The sequence below is a fragment of the Sphingomonas pollutisoli genome, from assembly GCF_029167165.1.
Lineage (GTDB): Bacteria > Pseudomonadota > Alphaproteobacteria > Sphingomonadales > Sphingomonadaceae > Sphingomonas > Sphingomonas pollutisoli.
This window is the reverse complement of the sequence record NZ_JARFNJ010000001.1, coordinates 324,992-345,496: the sequence shown is the minus strand read 5'-3', so window position 1 is coordinate 345,496 and position 20,505 is coordinate 324,992. Positions and strand designations below refer to the sequence as shown.

The following is a 20,505-nucleotide window of genomic DNA, read 5'->3' as shown; positions in this document are numbered from 1 at the left end:
CTCGTCCGGCGGGAGGCGATGCGCGCATGTCCCGAGTGACCATATCCGAACAATAGGAGAAGCCACATGGCAAGATTGACCACGACGTTCCTCATCGCCGCCTCAATCGTCGCGATGGCTGGCTGCGCGAAGAAGCCGCCGGCGGAAATTCCGCCGCCGCCGGGCAACAGCGGCCCGGTTTCGCAGGGCGACTCCTCGATCGTTCCCGGCTCGCGCGCCGATTTCGAGCGTTCGGTGACGAGCAACACGATCCACTTCGATCTCGACAAATACGACATCAACAGCGAGGCACGCGCGGTCCTGGACAGCCAGGCGGCGTGGCTTACCAAATATCCGAACGTGCCGATCAGCCTGGAAGGGCATTGCGACGAGCGCGGCACGCGCGAATACAACCTCGCGCTCGGCGACCGGCGCGCCAATTCGGCGAAGAACTATCTCGCCTCGCGCGGAGTGAACCCGGCGCGCATCTCGACGATCAGCTACGGTAAGGAACGCCCGATCGCGCTCGGCTCGGACGAGGCGGCCTGGGCGCAGAACCGCCGCGCGGTGACGATCGTCCTGAACTGATACGATCCCACCCGGGAACGCGGAACGGCGCGGGGAGCGATCCCCGTGCCGTTTTTGTGTGTGCGCTGGGAGCGGAGACGAGGAGGTTTGCCGCATCGGCCCGAACGATATAAATGTGATATCACTTTACAGGAGGAAGTGATGTCCGAGTCGGGACCGGAGAACACCGCGCTGACGCTGTCGCGCGAACGCGCGGCGGCGACGTCGAGCGGGTATGCCATGCTGCTGGTGATGCTCGTGGCACTCGTCGTCGGGATCTACGGCGCGTCGCAACTGGAGGACGCGCCCGGGCTGGGCGGCATGCTGATCGCGGCGGCGTGTGTGGTGGAGCTGTTCGTCGCCTGCGGCTTCTACATGCTCCAGCCCAATCGGGCGGCGGCGCTGCTGCTGTTCGGCAGCTACAAGGGAACCGACCGGACGACCGGTCTGCGCTGGATGTGGCCGTGGTATGCGCAGCGCAAGATCTCGCTGCGATCCAACAACATGATTTCCGAGCGGCTCAAGGTGAACGATCTGCGCGGCAACCCGATCGAGATCGCCGCGCAGGTGGTGTGGCGCGTGACCGATACCGCGCAGGCGCTGTTCGACATCGACGATTACAAGGCGTTCGTGGTCGTCCAGATCGAAGCGGCGGTGCGGACGATCGGCGCGCGTTACCCCTATGACGATTACGAGCATCAGGAGATCACGCTGCGCGGCAACCACGAGCAGGTCGGCGAGGCGTTGCGCGCCGAGCTGATCGCGCGGCTCAAGGTCGCGGGGATCACGGTCGACGAATGCGGCTTCACGCATCTCGCCTACGCGCCCGAGATCGCGGGCGCGATGCTGCGGCGGCAACAGGCGCAGGCGGTGGTCGCCGCGCGTCAGACGCTGGTGGCGGGCGCGGTCGGGATGGTCGAGATGGCGCTCGACCTGCTGAGCGAGAAGGGCGTCGTCGAGCTCGACGACGAGCGGCGCGCGGCGATGGTCTCCAACCTGATGGTGGTGCTGTGCGGCGAGCGTGACACCCAGCCCGTCGTCAACACCGGCACGCTCTATCAGTAAGGCGGGCGGGACCATGGCCAATCCGCCACGGAAGGCGTTCCCGTTGCGTCTCGACCCCGCGCTGTACGCGGCGGTCGAGCGGGCGGCGGCGGCCGACCTGCGGAGCGTCAATGCCGAGTTCGAATGTCTGCTGCGCGAAGCGCTGGCGCGGCGGGGTGTGAAGCTGGAAGCGCCGATCCCGGCCCGGCGCGGCCGGCCGCCCAGGATGGAGGACGACGATGCTTGACGAGGTGAAGGCGCATTTTCGCGCGCGCGAGGGCTATTGGTTCGTCCCCAAATGGTTCGGGTTCGGCGCGACGCCGGTGACGTGGCAGGGGTGGGCCCTGACGGCGGGCCTGCTCGCCGCGCTGGTGGCGGCGGCGCGCTTGCTGCCGGGCGGGGTGCCGCGCATCATCGTCTGTATCGCTCTGATCGCGGCGTACGGCGTGGTAGCCGCCAACAAGACCGATGGCGGGCTGCGCTGGCGGTGGGGCAATGACGAGGATCGTTGAGGCTCAGGCTCCCAGGTCGCGGTAGCGCGCGACGTCGCCGCGCTCGATCGCGGCGAGCGTGGCGTGGCTCGCCGCCATCGCGCGCGCGATCGCGTGCGCGCCGCCATGTTCCGCCGCGCCCCACGCACGGCCGAGATCGGGATAGCCGATCGCGCCGGCGATCCCGGCGAGACGATGCGCCAGATCGGGCGTGATGACGGGTGCGGCGAGCGCGGCGCGCATGGTGCCGGCGAAGCGGTCGATCATCGCGACCGCGTCCTCGGTCCCGAGCAGGCGCACGAGCCGGTAGAAGGGCGAGTGGGGCATCCGCCGCAGCGCGTGATCGGATAGTGCGCCGGTGACATGCGCGATCGCGGCGGCGAGCGCGGCGCCATCGTCCGGCGCCGGTGCGCCCATCGCGGGCAAACCGGCGCCGCCCCATTGAAGCACCGGCACGCTCGCCGCCGGATGGGGACGGGCGCGGATATCCGCGAGCAGCGCGGCCGCACCGGCGGCCCGCGCGTCGAGCATGAGCAGCGCGACGGTGTCGTCGAGACGTGCGACCGCCTCCGCCGCGTCCGAGGTCGCGTGAACGGCCCAGCCGCATGGTTCGAGCAGGGGGCGCACGGCGGCGGCCATGCGCGCGTCAGCGCCGTACAGGATCGCGGAACTGGTCACACCGGCGGCCTCGTGCTGCGTCGAAAAGTCACGCCTTCTGAAAAAAGCGTAGGCTTTTCATAACATTGCTTGATCCGTAACGAAAAGTGCAGAACAGTGCGCGCAACACCGTCATCCGAACGGGATGAGAAAAGGGGATGGAGATGGTCGCGCCTCGGCGGATCCTGGTGGCGGACGATCACCCGCTGATCAGCAACGGCATCCAGCTTGCCGTGCGGGCACGCATTCCCGATTGCGGGATCGACACCACCACGACCGTGGCGGGCGCGCGCGCGCTGATCGCCGCCAACGGCGGCTACGATCTGGTGCTGCTCGATTTCAAGCTGCCCGACGCGCAGGGGTTTTCCGGCTTCTTCGAACTGCGGCAGGCGCTGGGAGACTGCCCGATCGCGATCATCTCGGCGAGCGACGACGCGGCGCTGATCGCCGCCGCCCGCGCGGTGGGTGCGGCGGGGTTCCTGCCCAAAGCGGACGCGCTCGACAGGCTGGTCGGCGCGGTGGAGGTGCTGCTGGGCGGCGGTACGGTTTTCCCGGCGGAGGGCGGCGGGCCGCATGACGAGTTGCGATCGCGGCTCGAGACTTTGTCGACCGCGCAGCGGCGCGTGCTGGCGGCGCTGACCGACGGGCGGCTCAACAAACAGATCGCGGGCGACCTCAACGTCACCGAAGCGACGATCAAGGCGCATCTCAGCGCGATCTTCCGCAAGATCGGGGTGCAGAACCGCGTGCAGGCGATCCTGACGATGCAGCCGCTGCTCGATCCGCACCAGCCGTGATGAACACGATCCCGGTCTTCAAGGCGGATTGGGAACCGAAGTTGTGGCGGACGATGGCGGTCGCCAGCGCGCTATCGGGCGCGCTCGTGCTGCTCGCGGTCGTGTTCGGAGTCGAATACAACCACTCGACCGCGACCTCCGCCAACGTCAATCGCACGTACCGCGAGCGGGTCGAGATCGACGCGTTGGGGGCGGCGCTGACGGACGCCGAACTGGCGCAGCGCGGCTATATCATCACCGGCGACGCGGCATTCCTCGTGCCATACCATGCGGCACGCGCGCGCTTCGATCGCGTTGCGGAGGCGCTCGGCGAGGCGTTCCGCCGCCGGCCCGATCAGCGCGAGCGGCTGAGGCGATTGCACGCGCTCGCCGCCGCCAAGTTCGCCGCGATGGAGCGGGCCAATGCGGTGCGCGGGTCGCGGGGGCCGGCGGCGGCTGCGGCGGCGATCGGCGCCGGTGAGGAGAAGCGGCTGATGGCGGCGATCGCGCAAACACAAGGCGCGATCCTCGCCGAGCAGGGTCGCATCCTCGACACCGGGGTGACGCGGCAGCGCGCGCGCATCCTCGCCACCAAGCGCCTGATCTGGGGACTGGTGCTGACGATGACGGTGAGCACGTTCGCGCTCGGATATCTGTTCTGGCGGACGCGGCGGCGCAACCACGCGCTGACGCTGAAGGCGGTGCGCTTCGGAACCCGGCAGAATGCGATCTTCGCCGCCGCGCAGGACGCGATCGTGCTGCTCAACCCCGACGGCGGCATCGAGATGGTCAATCCGGCGGCGGAGCATCTGTTCGGCTATCCGGCAAACGCGCTATTGCGCCGCGACGTGGCGTTGTTGGCCGATCTCGCGCCGGGCGACGGCGCGTTCCTCGACCGGATCGGCTATCGCTCCACCGGGCTGGCGAACCCGTTCCGCACGAATCTGCACGCGCGGCGGCGGGACGGCGCGGTGCTGCCGATCGAAGTCTCGCTCGGCGCGATGGACCTGCCGGACGGGGTGCATATCGTCGCCGCGTTCCGCGACGTGACCGAACGCGAACGCGCCGAGGATCTGCGCCGCCGGTTCCTTTCCACCGTCAGCCACGAGTTGCGCACGCCGCTCACGTCGATCGTCGGCGCGCTCGGGCTGCTGCGCGGCGACGCGGTCTCCGGCTTGCACGGCGACGTGCGCCGGCTGGTGGTGATCGCCGAAAGCAACGCGGTCCGGCTGATCCGTCTGGTCAACGACCTGCTCGATATCGAAAAGCTGGAGGCGGGCGCGATGCGCTTCGATTTCCAGATGCTCGATCTGCGGTCAGCGATGCGCGAGGCCGCCGAAACGATGCGCGGTCTCGCCGAGACACGCGGGATCGTGCTGCGCATGGAGGCGGGCGACACGCCGGTGATGGTGCGCGGCGATAGCGGACGGCTGGTGCAGGTGGCGAGCAACCTGCTCTCCAACGCGGTTCGCTTTTCGCGCGACGGCGGCGTGGTGACGCTGTCGCTGCACGCCGCATCCGGCCGCGCCACCGTGTCGGTGCAGGACCACGGGCCGGGCATCGACCCTGAGTTGGGACGGCGACTGTTCACGCGCTTCGGACAGGGGCAGTGCCCGGCGGGCGTGTCCGCGGGCACGGGCCTCGGCTTGACCATCGCGCGCGAGATCGTCCGCGCGCATGGCGGGCGCATCTGGCACGCGCCGGCGCGGGAGGGCGCGCTGTTCTGCTTCGACCTGGCGGTGGCGGGCGCGGCGCCGGTCACGCTTGTGGAGGGCACGTTCGCCGGGAGCGGAACCGCGACCCTCGACGTGCCGGAATCGTACAGGAGCGCGCGGACGGGATGAAGATCCTCTACGTCGATGACGAACCCGATATCCGCACCATCGTCGGCATGGCGCTGCGGCTCGACGCCGGTCTCGACGTGCGGATGGCCGAATCGGGGCCGGACGCGCTGCGGCTGCTCGACGCGGGCGGGTGGACGCCCGATTTCGCGCTGATCGACATGATGATGCCGGGGATGTCGGGCGGCGGGCTGTTGGCGGCGCTGCGGCGGCGCGCCGGGCTGGCGGCGTTGCCCGCGCTGTTCGTCACCGCGAGCGCGCGGCGCGACGATATCCGCGCCTGGCTCGACCTCGGTGCCGATGGCGTGCTTACCAAGCCGTTCGATCCGATGACGCTCGCGACCGTCGTGCGCGGGCGATATGCCGAAATCATCTCGAAGCGTACCAAAACGGTTAAAAACCTCTGTCCTACAGCGTGACGCTCGGTTTAAGAGAATCGTCATGATGGCAAACCGCGCCCGGCGGGGAGCGAGGATGGGAGGGCGGCGATGGACGAAATGGCGAGCACGGGCCGGCGCGACGCCGGCTGGGGTGCGGCGGCGCGGACCGCGTTTCTCGACACGTTGGCGCTGAGCGGCGACGTGGCACGATCGGCCGAGGCAGCGGGGCGGACGCACGCTTCGGCCTACGCGCTGCGGCGGCACGATCCGGCCTTCGCTGACGCGTGGGAGGAGGCGTTGAACGCGGCCTATGCGCGGATCGAGGACGAATTGCTGGCGCGTGCGGTCGATCCGCGCGCGCGCGAAGGCGATGCGTTCGATCAGGCCCTGGCGCTCAAGATGCTCGCGCGCCACGAGACCCGGCGCGCACGGCCGAACGCCCCGCGCGAGGCGGTGCCACGCGCGGCTTCGATGGAGGAGGTCGAACAGGCGCTGCTGGGCAAGCTCGCGGCGTTCGCTAAACGGCTGCCGGCGAAGACATGACCGAAGCGACGGTGGTCGAGTTGCTGGCGACGCTCGCGTCGCTGCCGCCCGACGAACAGGCGGAGGTGATCCACAGTCTCGACGCTCCCGTCAAATATACGCTGGCGCGGACCTGGGCGCTGTGCGCGCATAAGGGCCAGTATCGCCCGGAAGGGGATTGGCGGGTGTGGCTGATCCGCGCCGGGCGCGGCTTCGGCAAGACGCGGGCCGGGGCGGAATGGGTCAGTCAGATCGCGCGTGATCTGCCGGGCGCGCGGATCGCGCTGGTCGGCGCGACGATCGAGGATGTGACGCGCGTGATGGTCGAGGGCGACAGCGGCATCCTGTCGGTGGCGCAACCGGGCGAGCGGATCGACTGGCACCGCGGTTCGGGCGAACTGGCGTTCATGTCGGGGGCGCGCGCCTTCGCCTATTCGGCCGAGGCGCCCGAGAAGTTGCGCGGGCCGCAGCATCACGCCGCCTGGTGCGACGAGATCGCCAAATGGCGGCGCGCGGAGACGACGTGGGACAATCTGATGCTGGGGCTGAGGCTCGGCGCGCGGCAGCAAGTGGTGGTGACGACGACGCCGCGCGCCGTGCCGCTCTTGCGGCGGATCATGGCGATCAAGGGCCTGAAACAAACGCAGGGGCGGACGCACGACAACGCCCATCTGGGCGAAGGCTTCATCGCCGCGATCGAGCAGGGCTATGGCGGTACGCGGCTCGGCCGACAGGAGATCGACGGCGAGCTGATCGAGGATCTGCCGGGCGCGTTATGGACTCGCGGCGCCATCGAGGCGTGCCGGGTCGCATGTGCGCCCGCGCTGGTGCGCGTGGTGGTGGGTGTCGATCCCCCGGCGGGGCGGGCGAGCGGGGAGGGCGACGCATGCGGCATCGTCGCGGCCGGGCTGGATCGGGACGGCCACGCTTATGTCATCGAGGACGCCAGCGTGACGGGCGAAAGCCCTGAAGGCTGGGCGCGGGCGGTGGTGGCGTGTGCGGCACGGCACGCGGCCGACCGTGTGGTGGCCGAGGTCAATCAGGGCGGGCAGATGGTGCGATCGGTGCTGGAACGGGTCGATCCGGGGCTGCCGCTCGCCACCGTCAACGCGACGCGCGGCAAGGCGGCGCGCGCGGAGCCGGTGTCGATCGAATACGCGCGCGGGCGGGTGCATCATGTCGGCGCGTTCCCGGCGTTGGAGGACGAGATGTGCGGGCTGGTGGCTGGCGGGCGCTATCAGGGGCCGGGGCGCTCGCCGGATCGGGCGGATGCCTTGGTGTGGGCGCTGGCCGAGTTGCTGCCGGGGCGTGTGGGGATGGCTGCGGTGCGCGGGCTTTAGCGTCGTCCCGGCGGAGGCCGGGGCCGCTGGATAATTTGGCGAGCTGGACGCCCAAAACCCAGCGGCCCCGGCCTGCGCCGGGGCGACGGGCTGGGCGATTGGCTTTTAGGGCGCTAGGAGGACGAATGGTTCCGAGAATATTGATTGATAGCGCGCAGGTGCCCGGCGGCGGCGAGATGCGGCTGGTGCAGCGTGGCACCGACTTCTTCATCATGCTCGGCGTCGAGGAATTGATGAGCAGCCGCATGAGCGGGTCCGAGGAAGCGCTCGCGACGATGGCGTGGGAGCGGGTTTCCGCGCGCGCGCCGCACTTCCTGATCGGTGGCTACGGCATGGGGTTCACGCTCCGCGCGGCGCTGGCGCGGCTCGGGGCGGACGCGAGCGTGTCGGTGGCGGAACTGGTGCCGGAGGTGATCGACTGGGCACGCGGGCCGATGGCGGCGCTGACCGACGCCAGCCTCGACGATCCGCGGGTGCGGATCATCACCGAGGATGTCGGCGCGGTGATCGCCGAGGGGCGGGGCGTGTACGACGCGATCCTGCTCGATGTCGATAACGGCCCCGATGGGCTGACCCGGCGCGGCAACGACCGGTTGTATTCGGCGCGCGGGCTGGAGGCGGCGCGCGGCGCGCTGCGACCGGGCGGGGTGCTGGCGATCTGGTCGGCCGCGCCCGATGCGAAGTTCGCCAGGCGGCTCGGCGAGGCCGGGTTCGTGGTGGACGAGGTGACGATCCGCGCGCGCGCCAGCGGCAAGGGCGCGCGGCATGTGATCTGGTTCGGGAAGAAGATCTAGCGCCGCTTCGACACCGCGCGAAGGACGTGCGGCACGCGTCGCGCTTGGGGCACGCACTTCGGCTGCGCTCCGTGCGAACGGGTTTTTGGGTTGCCGCGGCTCGGCATTGACGGTCGCCGGCACGAACAAGGACATCATCATGAAACTCTTCGGCTGGAAATCAGCCGGGCGCGACGTGCGTCCGGTGCTGGCGCGCTATGGCTTGTGGTCGGGCGGCGGATCGCCGGGCGAGTGGAGCGACGATTATGCGGCGCAGGTGCGGCAGGGCTATTGCCGCAACGCGGTCGCGCAACGCGCGGTGCGGCTCGTCGCGCAAGGGCTGGCCGGCGCGCCGCTGGCGGCATCCTCGCCCGAGTTGCTCGCCCTGGTGACGGCGCGGTCGGGCGGGCAGGCGCTGACCGAGACGGTGGCGGCGCATCTGCTGCTGCACGGCAACGCCTATGTCCAGATCATGACCGATCCGGCGGGGGCGGTGGTCGAGCTGTTCGCGCTCAGGCCCGAGCGGGTGAGCGTCGAGGCGGACGCGGGCGGGTGGCCGGTCGCCTATCGCTACCGGGTCGGCGAGCGGGTGACGCGGCTGATGGCGGACGGGGCGCGGCCCGAAGTGGTGCATCTGCGCGGCTTCCATCCGCTCGACGATCATTATGGGCTCGGGTGCCTGGGCGCCGCGGCGGGCGCGATCGCGCTCCACAATGCGGCGGCGCGCTGGAACAAGGCGCTGCTGGACAATGCGGCGCGCCCCTCTGGCGCGCTGGTGCATGATCCCGGTGACGGATCGGTGCTGTCGCGCGAGCAGTTCGAGCGGCTGCGCACCGAGATGGAGGCGGGGTTCGCCGGCGCGGGCAATGCCGGGCGGCCGATGCTGCTGGAGGGCGGGCTGAAATGGCAGGCGCTCAGCCTGACGCCGGCCGACATGGATTTCGTCGGACTGAAGGCGGCGGCGGCGCGCGAGATCGCATGCAGTTTCGGGGTGCCGCCGATGCTGCTCGGGCTGCCCGGTGACGCCACCTACGCCAATTACCGCGAGGCGAGCCGGGCTTTGTGGCGGCTCGCGATCCTGCCGCTCGCCGACACGATTTTCTCGGGGTTGGCGCAGGGGCTCGCCGGCTGGTTCGAGGCGCCGTGGCTGCGTGTGAACGTCGATAAGGTCACCGCGCTCGCCGAGGACCGCGAACGGCTGTGGGCGCAGGTGAATGCGGCCGGGTTCCTCAGCGACGAGGAGAAGCGGGCGATGTTGGGCTTGAGCGCGGAGCACGCGGGAGGTGTGGCATGAGTGTGAGTACGGTGCTGGCGCAGTTGATGGCGCAGGGACAGGCCGAGGGCACCGATCTCGCGACGTTGCGCGCGATCGCGGAGGAAGCGGGCGAGCTTGGCGCGAGCCGGGCGCTGATGCGGCTCGGGCTGGACGATGCCGGCGCGGCCAAGGACATGGCCGAATTGCGCGAGCTGCTCGGGGCATGGCGGGACGCCAAGCGCTCGGCGTGGAAAGCGGCGGTCGGCTGGGTGGTGCGGATCGGCGGCGCGGTGGTGCTGGCGGGGCTGGCGGCGCGGTTCGGATTTTGGGGCTGGGTGAAGTGACGATGCCGTTCTCCCGCGCAGGCGGGCGCTCAGAGCAAAGCAGCGTCGCGTCCGTGGCTCTGGACCCCCGCATTCGCGGGGGAACGGGAGGGCTGCGGTTTGCCGGCTATGCCGCCGTGTTCGACCGGGCCGATCGGGGTGGCGACGTGGTGCGCTCGGGCGCGTTCGGCGCGGTCGGGGCGGTGCCGTTGCTGTGGCAGCATCGGGGCGCGCCGGTCGGCGTGATCGAGCAGGCGGGCGAGGATTCGCGCGGCCTGCGCGTGATCGGGCGGATCGATGATGCGCGGCTTGCGCGTCTGGTACGCTCCGGCGCGGTCTCCGGCCTTTCGTTCGGCTACCGCGTCAAGGCGGCGGCGCGCGGGCGGTATCGCGAGCTGACCGCGCTCGATCTGGTCGAGGTGAGCCTGGTCGCGCAGCCGATGCAGCCGCTCGCGCGGGTTCACGCGATCGCCTGAGGGTTTTTCGACTTCCGAAGTTTTTGCCCGCGCGGGTGCCTGCGCGGGGGTGGTTTCGCATGGGAGAATGACATGATCGAAGTCAAAGCGGATTCGCTCGAGACGAGCTTCTCGGGCGTGGAGATGGGCGGCGCGGTGGTGCGGCCGCTGCTGAGCGGCGCGCGCGATGGCGGTGCGACGGCTTTCGCGGGGTTCCTGCGTAGCGGCACGAGCGTCGAGATGAAATCGTTCACCGGCGTGACCGGCGACAGCGGCGGCTATGCCATCCCCAAAGAAATCGACGCGGTGGTCGATGCGACGCTCAAATCGATATCGCCGATCCGGGCGATTGCCAATGTCGTCAAGGTTGGTTCGGCCGGCTATCGCAAGCTGGTGACGAGCGGCGGCACGCCCTCAGGCTGGGCGGCGGAGACCGACGCGCGGCCCGGCACCGCCACGCCGAGCTATGCCGAGATCGCGCCGCCGATGGGCGAACTCTATGCCAACCCGAGCGCGAGCCAGGCGATGCTCGACGACGCGCTGTTCGATGTCGAGGGGTGGCTCGCCGGCGAGATCGCCACCGAGTTCGCGCGCGCCGAGGGCGCGGCGTTCGTCAACGGATCAGGCACCGCGCGGCCGAAGGGGTTTCTCCAGGCGCCGGTCGCGGCGACCAACGATACCGCGCGCGCGTTCGGCACGCTGCAATATCTGGCGAGCGGCGCGGCGGGCGATTTCGCCGCCAACCCGCAGGACCGGCTGATCGACCTCGTCCAGAGCCTGCGCGGGCCGTATCGGCAGAATGCGAGCTGGGTGATGAACTCGGCCACGCTCGCGCGCATCCGCAAGTTCAAGACGACCGACGGCGCGTTCCTGTGGGTGCCGGGGCTGGCGGCGGGGCAGCCGGCGACCTTGCTCGGCTATCCCGTGATCGAGGCGGAGGACATGCCCGACATCGCCGCCAACGCGCTGGCGATCGCGTTCGGCGATTTCCGCGCGGGCTATCTGATCGCCGAGCGGAGCGAAACCGCGATCCTGCGCGATCCCTATTCGAACAAGCCGTTCGTGAATTTCTACGCGACCAAGCGGGTCGGCGGTTGCGTGAGCAATTCGGAAGCGATCAAGCTGATGCGCTTTTCGGCGAACTAAAGCCTTCTCCCGTTGGGAGAAGGTGGCGCGTAGCGCCGGATGAGGGTGATCGTGGGATCGGTCGCCCTCACCCTTCCGCCGCCTTCGGCGGCTCCCTCCCTCTCCCGCTGGGAGAGGGATTTGGGTGGAGATGGTGATGACGATCGGGAGCGAGGGGCCGGGCGCGGTGGCGCTCGGCGGGGAGGATCGCGCGGCGGCGCTGGCCGAGGTGAAGGCGATGCTGCGGCTGATGAGCGACGATGAGGATGCGCTGGTGGCGACGCTGGTCGAGACCGCGCTGGGGCTGGGCGAACGGTTCATCGGGCAGGTGCTGATCGCGCGCGTGTTGCGCGATGTGCTGCCGGCGAGTCGCGCCTGGCAGCAACTGGCGGCGACGCCGGTGCGGGCGATCGGCGCGGTCGAGGCGGTGGGCGGCGGCGCGCTGGCGAGCGAAGCCTATGCGATCGACATAGACGCGGACGGCGATGGCTGGGTGCGGGTGATCGACGCGGGTGGCGCGACCCGGGTGGGGGTGACCTTCACCGCCGGGCTGGCGACCGGCTGGGCGACGCTGCCGGCGCCGATCCGGCAGGGCGCGGTGCTGCTCGCGGCGCATCTGTTCACCGCGCGAGACGCGGCGGCGGCGCCACCGGCGGCGGTGACCGCGCTGTGGCGGCCCTTCCGGCGGATCACGCTGACGCGGCGGACACGCGCATGTTGAGCGGGGTGGCGGCGCGTGGGGCGGCGATCGGCGAGGCGGCGGAGCGGCGGGCGATCGCGGAGGGCGTGGCGCGGTTGCAGACGGCGTTCCCCGAACTGGCGGTGCGCGGCGAGGCGGACGCGATCGTGCTGGCCGGGCGGATCTCGCGCGAGGATGCGCGGCTGCGCTGGATCGGGAGCCTGTTGCGATGAGCGCGGAAAGCCTGGTGCAGGCCGCGTTGCTCGCCGCGCTCAAAGACATCGCCGGGCTGAACGGCGTGTTCGAAGGGCCGCCGGTCAAGGCGACGCCACCCTACGCCGAGATCGGTGAGACGCTGAGCGGCGACTGGAGCGTCAAGGATCGCGACGGGCGCGAGCTGCGGATGGCGGTGACGATCCGCGATGCGGCGGAGACGCCCGCGCGGGTGCAGGCGCTCGCGGCGGGGGCGGTGGCGGCGATCGAGGCGCTGCCGCGCGATCTCGGCGCGTGGCGGATCGCGAGCCTGGCGTTCGTGCGGTCGCGGCTGCTGCGACCGGCGCCGGGGCGGTGGAGCGCGGTGATCGAATATCGGGTGCGGATGCTGGCCGCGTGAGGCGGCGGGATCAAACGGACAGGAGCATGATATGAGCGCGGAGAGCGGCAGGGCATTCCTGCTCAAGATCGGCAACGGTGCAACGCCGCTTGCCTATGCGACGGTGGCGGGGCTGCGCACGACGCAGCTTTCGATCAACGGCGAGATGGTGGCGATCACCTCGAAGGATTCGGGCGGGTGGCGCGAATTGCTGTCGGGCGCGGGGGTGCGATCGGTCAGCGTGTCGGGGGCGGGGGTGTTCACTGGATCGGCGGCGGAAGTGCGGCTCAAAGGCAATGCGCTCGCCGGCGTGATCGACGATTATCGGCTGAGCTTCGAAAGTGGCGAGACGCTGAGCGGGCGCTTCCTCGTCACCAGGCTCGACTATGCCGGCGATTACAATGGCGAGCGCAACTACACGATCGCGCTGGAAAGCTCGGGCGCAGTGGTGGCGGCATGAGCGGGGTGGCGAACGCGGCGCGGGGCGAGGCGGCGATCCGCGTCGCGGGCGCGCAACTCGTGCTGCGGCCGAGCTTCGCGGCACTGGTCGCGGCGGAGGAGGAACTGGGGCCGCTGTTCGCGCTGGTCGAGCGCGCGGCGGCCGGTCACCTGTCGTTGCGCGAGCTGGTCGGGCTGTTCTGGCACTGCCGGCACGAGGCGCCTGTGGCGCTGACGCGCGAGGCGTTCGGAGAGGCGGTGGCGGCGGCGGGGCTCGCGGCGGCGACGCCGGTGTTGCGGGTGCTGCTCGCGCAGATTCTCGGCGGGCGATGAGCGCGCGCTTCGCCGAGGCGGCGGCGCGGCTGGCGGGGCTGGCAGGCGTCGCGTTCGGCTGGGCGCCCGCGCACTTCTGGGAGGCGACGCCCGCCGAGCTGGCGGCACTGGTGGCGGCGATCGGCGGCGAGGCTGGCGCCGCGCCGCCGACGCGCGAAACGATCGCGGCATTGATGGAGGCGTTTCCCGATGGATGAGGAAATCGACCGGCTGGTGGTGAGCGTGCGCGCCGATACCGCCGCCTTCGCGCGCGACGTGGACACGATGCGCGGCTGTTTCGGCGACGTGCTGGTACCGGGGGCGGATCGCGCCGGGCGCGAGATCGAGAGCGTGCTGCTCAAGGCGACGCGGAGCGGGACGCTCGGGTTCGAGGATCTGCGCAAGGTGGCGCTGTCGGTGCTGGCCGACATCGCTGGCGCGGCGATCCGCAGCGGGATCGACGCGATCCTGGGGCGCGGCGGCGGCTCGGGTGGCGGCGGCCTCGTCGCCGCGCTGAGCGGACTGCTCGGGGGAGCGCCGGGGCGGGCGACGGGCGGCCCGGTGTCGCCACTGCGGCCCTATGTCGTCGGCGAACGCGGGCCGGAAGTGTTCGTGCCGACGGCGAGCGGGAGCATCGTCGCGGCCGGGGGCGGCGGCGCGCGCGATGTGCGTGTGGCGATCACGATCAACGCTCCGCGCGGCGAGGGCGGCGCGGCGCTGAGCGCGTCGGGCCGCCAGGTCGCGCGCGCGGTGAAAGCGGCGCTGGCGGCCGAGTGAGAGGGGGCAGGCATGGCATATTGGTTGGCGCGCGCGCGGACGCATCAGGCCGAGGGCGTGATATCGCGGTTCGACCCACGCTTCTGGACGGTCGATTTCCCGCGGCCGATGATGGCGGCGGTCACCACGATCGCGCCCGATGCGCTGCGGGTGGATGCGGTATTCTATCGCAAGAACGATCTTGCAGGGCTGATCTGGGCGGCGGAGGACCGGTTCGACCATCCCTTGCTCGCCTATGAGACGGCGCGGGATTTTCGCGGGTGCCGGCTGGCGTTCCGCTGGCGGTCGGCGGGGGTGCGGCCGCTCGACGCGGTGGACGGGCCGGTGCTGACGATCGAGGGGCGCGACGCGGACGGCGCGGCGCGAACCTGGTACGTGCGGCTGTGGAATTACGCGACGGGCACGCGCGAGGACGCGCGGATCGCGATCGACTTCGCGGACGTGGCGGGCGGCTTCCTGCTGCCGGACGAGGCCGTGCCGGTATGGGCGGGCGACATCGACCGGATGTTCGTGTCCTTGGTGCCACCCGATTATGATGCATCCGACACGCCGCTCGCGCAGGCCGCCGAGGGCTGGGTCGAGATGAGCGATATCGTCTGCGCCGGCTCGGGGGCGGTGCTGGCGATCGGCGACGTGATGGTGCCGGCACACGCGCTGGAACTCGCGAGCGGATATGACGACAGCTACAATCTGACACCGGCGCGGCTGCTGCGAAACGCGTTGCAGCTCGGCTATCGCGGCGCGATCCTCCAGTATGTCGGGATGAGCCATTATTTTCGGCTCGCGGCGGGCGGGGGCATCGCGACCCTGTCCGGCGGCGCGCTCAACGTCGCGGCGCGCGCGTGGCAGCGCGATTTCGCCGAACGGGCGAGGGCGCTCGGTTATGACGTGATCTGGTCGCTCAGCTACGAACTGTTCGACGCGCATTGCCCCGAGGCCTGGAAGCAGCGCGCGTGGGACGGATCGCCCGCGCTGACCGGCTGGGTGCCGCCTTCGACCTTGCTGTCACCCGCGCATGGCGGCGCGATGGCCTATCTGCGCGCGGTCGCGGCGGAGGTGATCGGCATCGCGGTGGCGGCGGGGCTGGCGCCGAAGTTTCAGGTTGGTGAGCCGTGGTGGTGGGTGATGCCCGAGGGCCGGCCCTGTCTCTACGATGCTGCGGCACGGGCGGCGCTGGGCGGCGCCCCGGTCGAGATCGCCAGCGTGCGCGCACCGTTGCCTGCCGCTGCGATCGAACTGTTGGACGCGGCTGGGGCGATCTTGGCGGATTCGACGGCGGCGCTGGTCGCGGCGGTGAAGGCCGTCGCGCCGGGATGCGAGACGCATCTGCTCGCCTATCTGCCGAGCGTGTTGGCGGCGGACGCGCCCGAGGTGCGGCGCGCCAATCTGCCGCTCGGCTGGGCGCGGCCCGCGTTCGATGTGCTCCAGCTCGAGGATTATGATTACGTCACCGCGGGCAACAGCGCGTTGAGCGCGCGGGCCATCGCGGAGGCGCAGACGCGGCTCGGTTATGTGACCGGCGACACCGACTATCTCGCGGGCTTCGTGCTGCGGCCCGAGGACAGCGCCGGCTGGCGCGAGATCGAGGCGGCGGCGGAGCGTGCGCGGGCGCGCGGTGTGCGGCGGGGCTTCGTCTGGGCGCTGCCGCAGGTGATCCGCGACGGGTTCGTGCATTTCGAGGAGGAGGCGGACGAGATGCAGGCGTTCGACGATGTGCTTTTCCCGCTCGCGCTCGGCCGCGAGGCGGAGGTGGCACCCGAATATTCGACCGCGGTTGTGACGAGCGCGGGCGGTCACGAGGCGCGCAACGCGGGCTGGGCGGGGGCGCGGACGCACTATGATGTCGGGCCGGGCGTGCGGTCCGAAGCCGATATCGCAACGTTGCTGGCGTTCTTCCGCGCGCGGATGGGGCCGGCGCGTGCGTTCCGGCTGCGCGATCCGTTCGATGCCTCCTCGGGCGGCGCGGTGCCGACGCCGCTCGACCAGCAGATCGGCATCGGCGACGGCGTCGCCACCCGCTTCGCGCTGGTCAAACATTATGGCGCCGTGGTCCGGCGGATCACGCGCCCGGTGGGCGGCAGCGTGAGCGTCGCGGTGGACGGTGCCGTGACCGCCGCCTTTTCGCTGGTGGATGGCGGCATGATCGAACTCGACGCCGCGCCAGCGCCGGGCGCGGTGGTGACGGCGGGGTTCCTGTTCGACGTGCCGGTGCGTTTCGCCGAGGACAGTCTCGCGGTGTCGCGCGCGACCTTTCAGGCGGGATCGGCGGCGTCGGTGCCGCTCATCGAAGTGCGCGAGGACGTGGCATGAGCTTCCTGGATGGACCGCTTTCGACCGTGGCGTTGTGCTGGCGGATCGAGCGGCGCGACGGCATCGCGATCGGGCTGACCGCGCACGACCGTGATCTGGTGATCGATGGCCTTGTCCACCGTGCCGCGCCGGGCATGACGCCCTCCGCGATCAAGCGCGCCGACGGTCTCGATGCCGACACGATGGACGTTTCGGGGGCGTTGACCGGCGCGGCGATCAGCGCGCGCGATCTCGGCGCGGGGCGGTGGGACGGCGCGCGGGTGCGGCTGTTCGCGGTCAACTGGAGCGGCGCCGAAGGGCGCATGGATCTCGGTGAGGGAACGATCGGATCGGTCGAGACGCGCGACGGCGCCTTCACCGCCGAGTTGCGCGGCGCGAGTGCGGCGCTCGACCGGCCGGTGGGCGAGGAAACCTCGGCGGAATGCCGTGCCGAGCTGGGTGACAAACGCTGCGGCGTGGCGATGGCGGGGCGGCGGCGCTTCGTGCGCGTGGTCTCGGCCGCCGGGCAGACGGTGACGGTGGATGCGGCCGAGCCGAGTGACGACGCTTATGGCGGCGGGCTGCTGCGCTGGGTGGGGGGAGCGAACAGCGGACTGGAAAGCGCGGTGGCGATTTCCGCCGGCGCGACGGTGACGCTGCGCGCCGAACCGCCGTTTGTGGCGTCAGCGGGCGATCTGATCGAGCTGGTCGAGGGCTGCGACAAGAGCGTGGCGACCTGTGCGGCGCGGTTCGGCAACGTCGCGAATTTTCGCGGCGAGCCGTACCTGCCGGGCATCGACCTGCTCACCCGGTATCCCGGCGCATGACGCCCGCCGAATGCGCCGTCGCGGCGGCGCGGGGCGCGGTGGGTGCGCGGTTCCGGTCGCACGGTCGCGACCCCGCGTTCGGGCTCGACTGCGTCGGACTGGCGGTGCTGGCCGCGCGCGCGGCGGGGTTCGCTGCACCTATATCGGCCGATTATGCGGTCCGCAGCGGTGATCCCTCGACCGCGATCGATGCGGTGGGGCTGGTGCGCACTTCGGCACCGGCGACCGGCGATCTGCTGCTGTTCGCGGCCGGGCCGGCGCAATTCCATCTCGCCGTGCAGGTGCCGGGCGGGATCATCCATGCCGATGCGATGCTGCGGCGCGTGGTCGAGCGGCCGGGCGTGCCACCCTGGCCGCTGGTCGCGGCGTGGCGTTTGAGGGGAGACTGATATGGCGACGCTGGTGCTGACGACGATCGGCAGCGTGATCGGCGGCCCCATCGGCGGTGCGATCGGCGCGGTGCTGGGACAGGCGATCGACCGCGACGTGATCTTCAAGCCCAAGGGGCGCGAGGGGCCGCGGCTGACCGAACTGGCGGTGCAGACATCCTCTTACGGCACGCCGATCCAGCAGGTGTTCGGCACGATGCGGATCGCGGGCTGCGTGATCTGGTCGACCGACCTGATCGAAAGCCGGAGCACGGCAGGCGGCGGCAAGGGGCAGCCGAGCGTGACCAGCTACAGCTATTCGGCCTCGTTCGCGGTGGCGCTGTCAGGGCGGCCGATCCAGCGCGTCGGGCGGATCTGGGCCGACGGCAACCTGCTGCGCGGTGCCGCCGGCGACTTCAAGGTCTCGACCGGCTTCCGCCTGCACCTTGGCGGCGAGGACCAGGAGGCCGATCCCCTGATCGCCTCGGCGGAAGGCGTGGCGCTGGCGCCGGCGCATCGCGGAATCGCCTATGCGGTGTTCGAGGGCCTTCAGCTCGCCGATTACGGCAACCGGATTCCCTCGCTCACCTTCGAGGTGATCGCCGATCCCGCCCCGGTCGCCGCCGGCGCGATCGCGGCGGCGGTGTCGGGCGGGCTGATCGATGGCGCGGCGGCGACGCTGCCGCTGCCGGGCTTCGCGGCCTATGGCAATGTGCGCGGCGTGATCGAGACGATCGGCGTGGCCACCGGCGGATGGTTCGCGCCGAGCGGCGCGGGGCTGGCGATGCGCGCGGGCGGCGGCCCCGAGCGGATCATCGCCGACGCAGGGTTCGCGGCGGGGGTGCTTGGCGGCGCGCGGTCGGTGAGCGCGGCCGCCGCGATCGAGAGCGTGCCGCGCTCGGTGACACTGCGGCATTATGATCCGGCGCGAGAGTATCAGGCCGGCGTGCAGCGCGCGCGGCGCCCCGGCGCGGGCCAGACCGAGCAGCAGATCGACATGCCCGCCGCGCTCGATGCGGACAGTGCCAAGACGATGGCGGCGGCCACGCTGGCCCGCGCCGAGGCGGCGCGCGTGCGGCGGACCGTCGCGCTCGGCTGGGATGCGATCGGCATCGCGCCGGGCGCGCGTGTCACGATCGAGGGGCAGGCGGGGGTGTGGCGGGTGACCGGCTGGTCGCTCGAACAGATGGTGCTGTCGCTCGACTGCGTCCGGCTCGCCGCCGCGGCGCTGCCGGCAAGGGGGAGCGGGGGGCGGGTGTTGCCGTCGCCCGATAGCGTCGCCGGGACGACGATCGTCCACGTCTTCGAGATTCCTCCGCTCGACGACGGCATGCTGAGCGCGCCGCGCGTGATGATCGCGGCGGCGGGCACCGCGCCGGGGTGGCGGCGCGCGGCGCTGCTGCACAGCCTCGACGGTGGCGCGCGTTGGTCTAGCGCCGGGGCAACGGCCGCGCCCGCGACGCTCGGCATGCTCGTTTCGGTGCCGCTTGCCGTGCCCGCCACGCTGCGCGACCGTCGTTCGCGGTTCGAGGTCGAGCTCGCGCACGCGGGCATGGTGCTGATGGGCGCGAATCCGGGGGCGCTCGACGCGGGCGCGAACCTGGTCCTGTGCGGTGACGAACTGCTCCAGTTCGGCACGGCCGAGCAGATCGGTGCGACACGCTGGCGACTGTCGGACCTGTATCGCGGCCGGCGGGGCACCGAGGCGGCGATCGGGACGCAGGCCGTCGGCGATCGTGTCGTGCTGATCGAGCGCGATACGCTCGTCGCGCTCGACATGCCGCTCGCGGCGCTCGGGGGCGAGATCCGCGTGCTGGCCTCCGGCGTGGGGGATGTCGCCGGGCCGGGCGCGGCGCGAACCGTGATCGCGGGCATATCGGTGTTGCCGCCCGCGCCGGTCGGACTGCGTTGGCGCGAGCTTGGCGGGGGCGATGCCGCGATCGCCTGGACGCGCCGCAGTCGCGCGGGGTGGCGCTGGCTCGACGGCGTCGACGCCCCGCTCGCCGAGGAGCGGGAACTCTACCGGGTGACGATCGGAACCGGGCCGAGCATCGACACCAGCGAACCCGTGCACATCCTCACCGTCGCCGAGCGCGCCGCGGGGGTGAGCGTTTCGATCCGCCAGATCGGTTCGGCCGGCGCATCGACCGCCGCGGCGCTTTTCATCCCCGCCTGGGAGGCATGACATGACTGACGATGTTACCGCGCGGCTGGCGTTGCCGCTGCTCAGCGCCGGGCAGGCGCAGAAGGAGCTGACCCATAACGAAGCGCTGGCGCTGCTGGATCTGTTCGCGCAGCCGGTGGTGGTCGCGATGGCGATCGACACACCGCCGGCGACGCCCGTGCCGGGGCAGTGCTGGATCGTCGGCGACGCGCCGAGCGGCCTTTGGGCAGGACGCACACGGCATCTCGCCGGCTGGACCGTGGGCGGGTGGCGGTTCTGCATGCCCAGAACGGGCATGCGCGTGTGGAACCTCGCCGACGGTTGCGAAGCGGTGTTCGACGGGGAGGGCTGGAGCGTCGGCGTGGTTCGCGGATCACGCGTGGAAATCGACGGCGTTCGTGTTGTTGCGGCGCAGCAATCCGCCATCGCCGCGCCTGTGAACGGAGACGTGGTGGATGCCGAGGCGAGAGCCGCGATCGCGGCGATTCTTGCTGCACTGCAAACACACGGGTTGATCGCCGGTTAACCGGC

At 71.1% G+C, this 20,505-nt stretch carries 27 protein-coding genes; 26 read left to right on the top strand and 1 reads right to left on the bottom strand.

What is annotated here, in order from left to right; genetic code table 11:
• Positions 1–66 precede the first annotated feature (66 nt).
• From pal to PX554_RS01555, 4 genes are all read left to right on the top strand, one after another.
• Complete coding sequence (pal, locus tag PX554_RS01570; RefSeq protein ID WP_093225275.1) at positions 67–567, top strand: peptidoglycan-associated lipoprotein Pal; 501 nt, start codon at positions 67–69, stop codon at positions 565–567.
• A gap of 141 nt (positions 568–708) precedes the next feature.
• Positions 709–1,611, top strand: a complete 903-nt coding sequence (locus tag PX554_RS01565; protein WP_275498378.1) for an SPFH domain-containing protein — start codon at positions 709–711, stop codon at positions 1,609–1,611.
• A 13-nt stretch (positions 1,612–1,624) separates the two neighbouring features.
• Positions 1,625–1,837, top strand: a complete 213-nt coding sequence (locus PX554_RS01560; protein ID WP_275498376.1) for a type II toxin-antitoxin system antitoxin — start codon at positions 1,625–1,627, stop codon at positions 1,835–1,837.
• Positions 1,830–2,102, top strand: a complete 273-nt coding sequence (locus tag PX554_RS01555; protein ID WP_275498374.1) for a hypothetical protein — start codon at positions 1,830–1,832, stop codon at positions 2,100–2,102. The genes PX554_RS01560 and PX554_RS01555 overlap by 8 nt, the downstream gene beginning before the upstream one ends.
• Before the next feature lie 3 nt (positions 2,103–2,105).
• On the opposite strand, the gene PX554_RS01550 is transcribed toward PX554_RS01555, so the two are convergent.
• On the bottom strand, positions 2,106–2,759 hold the full coding sequence (locus tag PX554_RS01550; protein WP_275498372.1) for a hypothetical protein: 654 nt from the start codon (positions 2,757–2,759) through the stop codon (positions 2,106–2,108).
• Between the two features lie 143 nt (positions 2,760–2,902).
• Here PX554_RS01550 and PX554_RS01545 point away from each other — a divergent pair, with 143 nt between their 5' ends.
• The 22 genes from PX554_RS01545 to PX554_RS01440 all read left to right on the top strand — a co-directional run bounded on the left by PX554_RS01545 (position 2,903) and on the right by PX554_RS01440 (position 20,500).
• Positions 2,903–3,535, top strand: a complete 633-nt coding sequence (locus PX554_RS01545; RefSeq protein ID WP_275498370.1) for a response regulator transcription factor — start codon at positions 2,903–2,905, stop codon at positions 3,533–3,535.
• On the top strand, positions 3,535–5,358 hold the full coding sequence (locus PX554_RS01540; RefSeq protein ID WP_275498368.1) for a sensor histidine kinase: 1,824 nt from the start codon (positions 3,535–3,537) through the stop codon (positions 5,356–5,358). Before PX554_RS01545 ends, PX554_RS01540 begins: the two co-directional genes overlap by 1 nt.
• Positions 5,355–5,774, top strand: coding sequence for a response regulator (locus PX554_RS01535; RefSeq protein ID WP_093225284.1), 420 nt, complete (start codon positions 5,355–5,357; stop codon positions 5,772–5,774). Before PX554_RS01540 ends, PX554_RS01535 begins: the two co-directional genes overlap by 4 nt.
• Positions 5,775–5,843: 69 nt before the next feature.
• Entirely contained in the window at positions 5,844–6,278 is a 435-nt protein-coding gene (locus PX554_RS01530; protein ID WP_093225286.1) for a hypothetical protein, read from the top strand.
• On the top strand, positions 6,275–7,597 hold the full coding sequence (locus tag PX554_RS01525; protein ID WP_093225287.1) for a DNA-packaging protein: 1,323 nt from the start codon (positions 6,275–6,277) through the stop codon (positions 7,595–7,597). Before PX554_RS01530 ends, PX554_RS01525 begins: the two co-directional genes overlap by 4 nt.
• 125 nt (positions 7,598–7,722) lie before the next feature.
• Complete coding sequence (locus PX554_RS01520; protein ID WP_275498364.1) at positions 7,723–8,391, top strand: spermidine synthase; 669 nt, start codon at positions 7,723–7,725, stop codon at positions 8,389–8,391.
• A 139-nt stretch (positions 8,392–8,530) separates the two neighbouring features.
• Positions 8,531–9,664 (top strand): phage portal protein, encoded by a 1,134-nt coding sequence (locus PX554_RS01515; RefSeq protein WP_275498362.1) that lies wholly within the window; start codon positions 8,531–8,533, stop codon positions 9,662–9,664.
• Positions 9,661–9,969, top strand: coding sequence for a DUF6127 family protein (locus PX554_RS01510; RefSeq protein WP_093225290.1), 309 nt, complete (start codon positions 9,661–9,663; stop codon positions 9,967–9,969). The genes PX554_RS01515 and PX554_RS01510 overlap by 4 nt, the downstream gene beginning before the upstream one ends.
• A 53-nt stretch (positions 9,970–10,022) precedes the next feature.
• On the top strand, positions 10,023–10,424 hold the full coding sequence (locus tag PX554_RS01505) for an HK97 family phage prohead protease (protein WP_256326287.1): 402 nt from the start codon (positions 10,023–10,025) through the stop codon (positions 10,422–10,424).
• 72 nt (positions 10,425–10,496) lie between these two features.
• Positions 10,497–11,549 (top strand): phage major capsid protein, encoded by a 1,053-nt coding sequence (locus tag PX554_RS01500; protein ID WP_093225293.1) that lies wholly within the window; start codon positions 10,497–10,499, stop codon positions 11,547–11,549.
• 136 nt (positions 11,550–11,685) lie between these two features.
• Positions 11,686–12,249 (top strand): head-tail connector protein, encoded by a 564-nt coding sequence (locus PX554_RS01495; RefSeq protein WP_093225496.1) that lies wholly within the window; start codon positions 11,686–11,688, stop codon positions 12,247–12,249.
• On the top strand, positions 12,243–12,440 hold the full coding sequence (locus tag PX554_RS01490) for a hypothetical protein (RefSeq protein WP_093225295.1): 198 nt from the start codon (positions 12,243–12,245) through the stop codon (positions 12,438–12,440). The genes PX554_RS01495 and PX554_RS01490 overlap by 7 nt, the downstream gene beginning before the upstream one ends.
• Entirely contained in the window at positions 12,437–12,820 is a 384-nt protein-coding gene (gene gp17, locus PX554_RS01485; RefSeq protein WP_275498356.1) for a tail completion protein gp17, read from the top strand. Before PX554_RS01490 ends, gp17 begins: the two co-directional genes overlap by 4 nt.
• A gap of 31 nt (positions 12,821–12,851) precedes the next feature.
• The gene (locus tag PX554_RS01480; protein ID WP_275498354.1) at positions 12,852–13,259 is read left to right on the top strand and encodes a phage major tail protein, TP901-1 family; all 408 of its coding nucleotides are present in this window, start codon (positions 12,852–12,854) and stop codon (positions 13,257–13,259) included.
• Positions 13,256–13,570, top strand: coding sequence for a GTA-gp10 family protein (locus tag PX554_RS01475; RefSeq protein ID WP_275498352.1), 315 nt, complete (start codon positions 13,256–13,258; stop codon positions 13,568–13,570). The genes PX554_RS01480 and PX554_RS01475 overlap by 4 nt, the downstream gene beginning before the upstream one ends.
• A complete protein-coding gene (locus PX554_RS01470; protein ID WP_275498350.1) occupies positions 13,567–13,767 on the top strand; it encodes a phage tail assembly chaperone in 201 nt (66 codons plus the stop codon). Before PX554_RS01475 ends, PX554_RS01470 begins: the two co-directional genes overlap by 4 nt.
• Positions 13,760–14,326 (top strand): tail tape measure protein, encoded by a 567-nt coding sequence (locus PX554_RS01465; protein WP_275498348.1) that lies wholly within the window; start codon positions 13,760–13,762, stop codon positions 14,324–14,326. The genes PX554_RS01470 and PX554_RS01465 overlap by 8 nt, the downstream gene beginning before the upstream one ends.
• A 12-nt stretch (positions 14,327–14,338) precedes the next feature.
• Complete coding sequence (locus tag PX554_RS01460) at positions 14,339–16,636, top strand: DUF2460 domain-containing protein (protein ID WP_275498346.1); 2,298 nt, start codon at positions 14,339–14,341, stop codon at positions 16,634–16,636.
• Positions 16,633–17,442, top strand: a complete 810-nt coding sequence (locus tag PX554_RS01455; protein ID WP_275498344.1) for a DUF2163 domain-containing protein — start codon at positions 16,633–16,635, stop codon at positions 17,440–17,442. The genes PX554_RS01460 and PX554_RS01455 overlap by 4 nt, the downstream gene beginning before the upstream one ends.
• Positions 17,439–17,831, top strand: a complete 393-nt coding sequence (locus PX554_RS01450) for a peptidoglycan endopeptidase (RefSeq protein WP_275498342.1) — start codon at positions 17,439–17,441, stop codon at positions 17,829–17,831. The genes PX554_RS01455 and PX554_RS01450 overlap by 4 nt, the downstream gene beginning before the upstream one ends.
• Position 17,832: 1 nt before the next feature.
• Positions 17,833–19,995, top strand: a complete 2,163-nt coding sequence (locus tag PX554_RS01445) for a phage tail protein (protein ID WP_275498340.1) — start codon at positions 17,833–17,835, stop codon at positions 19,993–19,995.
• Between the two features lies 1 nt (position 19,996).
• A complete protein-coding gene (locus PX554_RS01440; protein WP_275498337.1) occupies positions 19,997–20,500 on the top strand; it encodes a DUF2793 domain-containing protein in 504 nt (167 codons plus the stop codon).
• Positions 20,501–20,505 lie beyond the last annotated feature (5 nt).

What these genes read in the sequence shown, in the direction of transcription:
- PX554_RS01535 (WP_093225284.1), top strand. Translation starts at nt 5,355, where the DNA reads ATGAAGATCCTCTACGTCGATGACGAACCCGATATCCGCACCATCGTC.
- PX554_RS01445 (WP_275498340.1), top strand. Translation starts at nt 17,833, where the DNA reads ATGGCGACGCTGGTGCTGACGACGATCGGCAGCGTGATCGGCGGCCCC.
- PX554_RS01515 (WP_275498362.1), top strand. Translation starts at nt 8,531, where the DNA reads ATGAAACTCTTCGGCTGGAAATCAGCCGGGCGCGACGTGCGTCCGGTG.
- PX554_RS01530 (WP_093225286.1), top strand. Translation starts at nt 5,844, where the DNA reads ATGGACGAAATGGCGAGCACGGGCCGGCGCGACGCCGGCTGGGGTGCG.
- PX554_RS01540 (WP_275498368.1), top strand. Translation starts at nt 3,535, where the DNA reads ATGAACACGATCCCGGTCTTCAAGGCGGATTGGGAACCGAAGTTGTGG.
- PX554_RS01510 (WP_093225290.1), top strand. Translation starts at nt 9,661, where the DNA reads ATGAGTGTGAGTACGGTGCTGGCGCAGTTGATGGCGCAGGGACAGGCC.
- PX554_RS01440 (WP_275498337.1), top strand. Translation starts at nt 19,997, where the DNA reads ATGACTGACGATGTTACCGCGCGGCTGGCGTTGCCGCTGCTCAGCGCC.
- PX554_RS01520 (WP_275498364.1), top strand. Translation starts at nt 7,723, where the DNA reads ATGGTTCCGAGAATATTGATTGATAGCGCGCAGGTGCCCGGCGGCGGC.
- PX554_RS01460 (WP_275498346.1), top strand. Translation starts at nt 14,339, where the DNA reads ATGGCATATTGGTTGGCGCGCGCGCGGACGCATCAGGCCGAGGGCGTG.
- PX554_RS01475 (WP_275498352.1), top strand. Translation starts at nt 13,256, where the DNA reads ATGAGCGGGGTGGCGAACGCGGCGCGGGGCGAGGCGGCGATCCGCGTC.
- PX554_RS01525 (WP_093225287.1), top strand. Translation starts at nt 6,275, where the DNA reads ATGACCGAAGCGACGGTGGTCGAGTTGCTGGCGACGCTCGCGTCGCTG.
- PX554_RS01455 (WP_275498344.1), top strand. Translation starts at nt 16,633, where the DNA reads ATGAGCTTCCTGGATGGACCGCTTTCGACCGTGGCGTTGTGCTGGCGG.
- PX554_RS01545 (WP_275498370.1), top strand. Translation starts at nt 2,903, where the DNA reads ATGGTCGCGCCTCGGCGGATCCTGGTGGCGGACGATCACCCGCTGATC.
- PX554_RS01560 (WP_275498376.1), top strand. Translation starts at nt 1,625, where the DNA reads ATGGCCAATCCGCCACGGAAGGCGTTCCCGTTGCGTCTCGACCCCGCG.
- pal (WP_093225275.1), top strand. Translation starts at nt 67, where the DNA reads ATGGCAAGATTGACCACGACGTTCCTCATCGCCGCCTCAATCGTCGCG.
- PX554_RS01500 (WP_093225293.1), top strand. Translation starts at nt 10,497, where the DNA reads ATGATCGAAGTCAAAGCGGATTCGCTCGAGACGAGCTTCTCGGGCGTG.
- PX554_RS01450 (WP_275498342.1), top strand. Translation starts at nt 17,439, where the DNA reads ATGACGCCCGCCGAATGCGCCGTCGCGGCGGCGCGGGGCGCGGTGGGT.
- PX554_RS01480 (WP_275498354.1), top strand. Translation starts at nt 12,852, where the DNA reads ATGAGCGCGGAGAGCGGCAGGGCATTCCTGCTCAAGATCGGCAACGGT.
- PX554_RS01470 (WP_275498350.1), top strand. Translation starts at nt 13,567, where the DNA reads ATGAGCGCGCGCTTCGCCGAGGCGGCGGCGCGGCTGGCGGGGCTGGCA.
- PX554_RS01565 (WP_275498378.1), top strand. Translation starts at nt 709, where the DNA reads ATGTCCGAGTCGGGACCGGAGAACACCGCGCTGACGCTGTCGCGCGAA.
- PX554_RS01490 (WP_093225295.1), top strand. Translation starts at nt 12,243, where the DNA reads ATGTTGAGCGGGGTGGCGGCGCGTGGGGCGGCGATCGGCGAGGCGGCG.
- gp17 (WP_275498356.1), top strand. Translation starts at nt 12,437, where the DNA reads ATGAGCGCGGAAAGCCTGGTGCAGGCCGCGTTGCTCGCCGCGCTCAAA.
- PX554_RS01495 (WP_093225496.1), top strand. Translation starts at nt 11,686, where the DNA reads ATGACGATCGGGAGCGAGGGGCCGGGCGCGGTGGCGCTCGGCGGGGAG.
- PX554_RS01555 (WP_275498374.1), top strand. Translation starts at nt 1,830, where the DNA reads ATGCTTGACGAGGTGAAGGCGCATTTTCGCGCGCGCGAGGGCTATTGG.
- PX554_RS01465 (WP_275498348.1), top strand. Translation starts at nt 13,760, where the DNA reads ATGGATGAGGAAATCGACCGGCTGGTGGTGAGCGTGCGCGCCGATACC.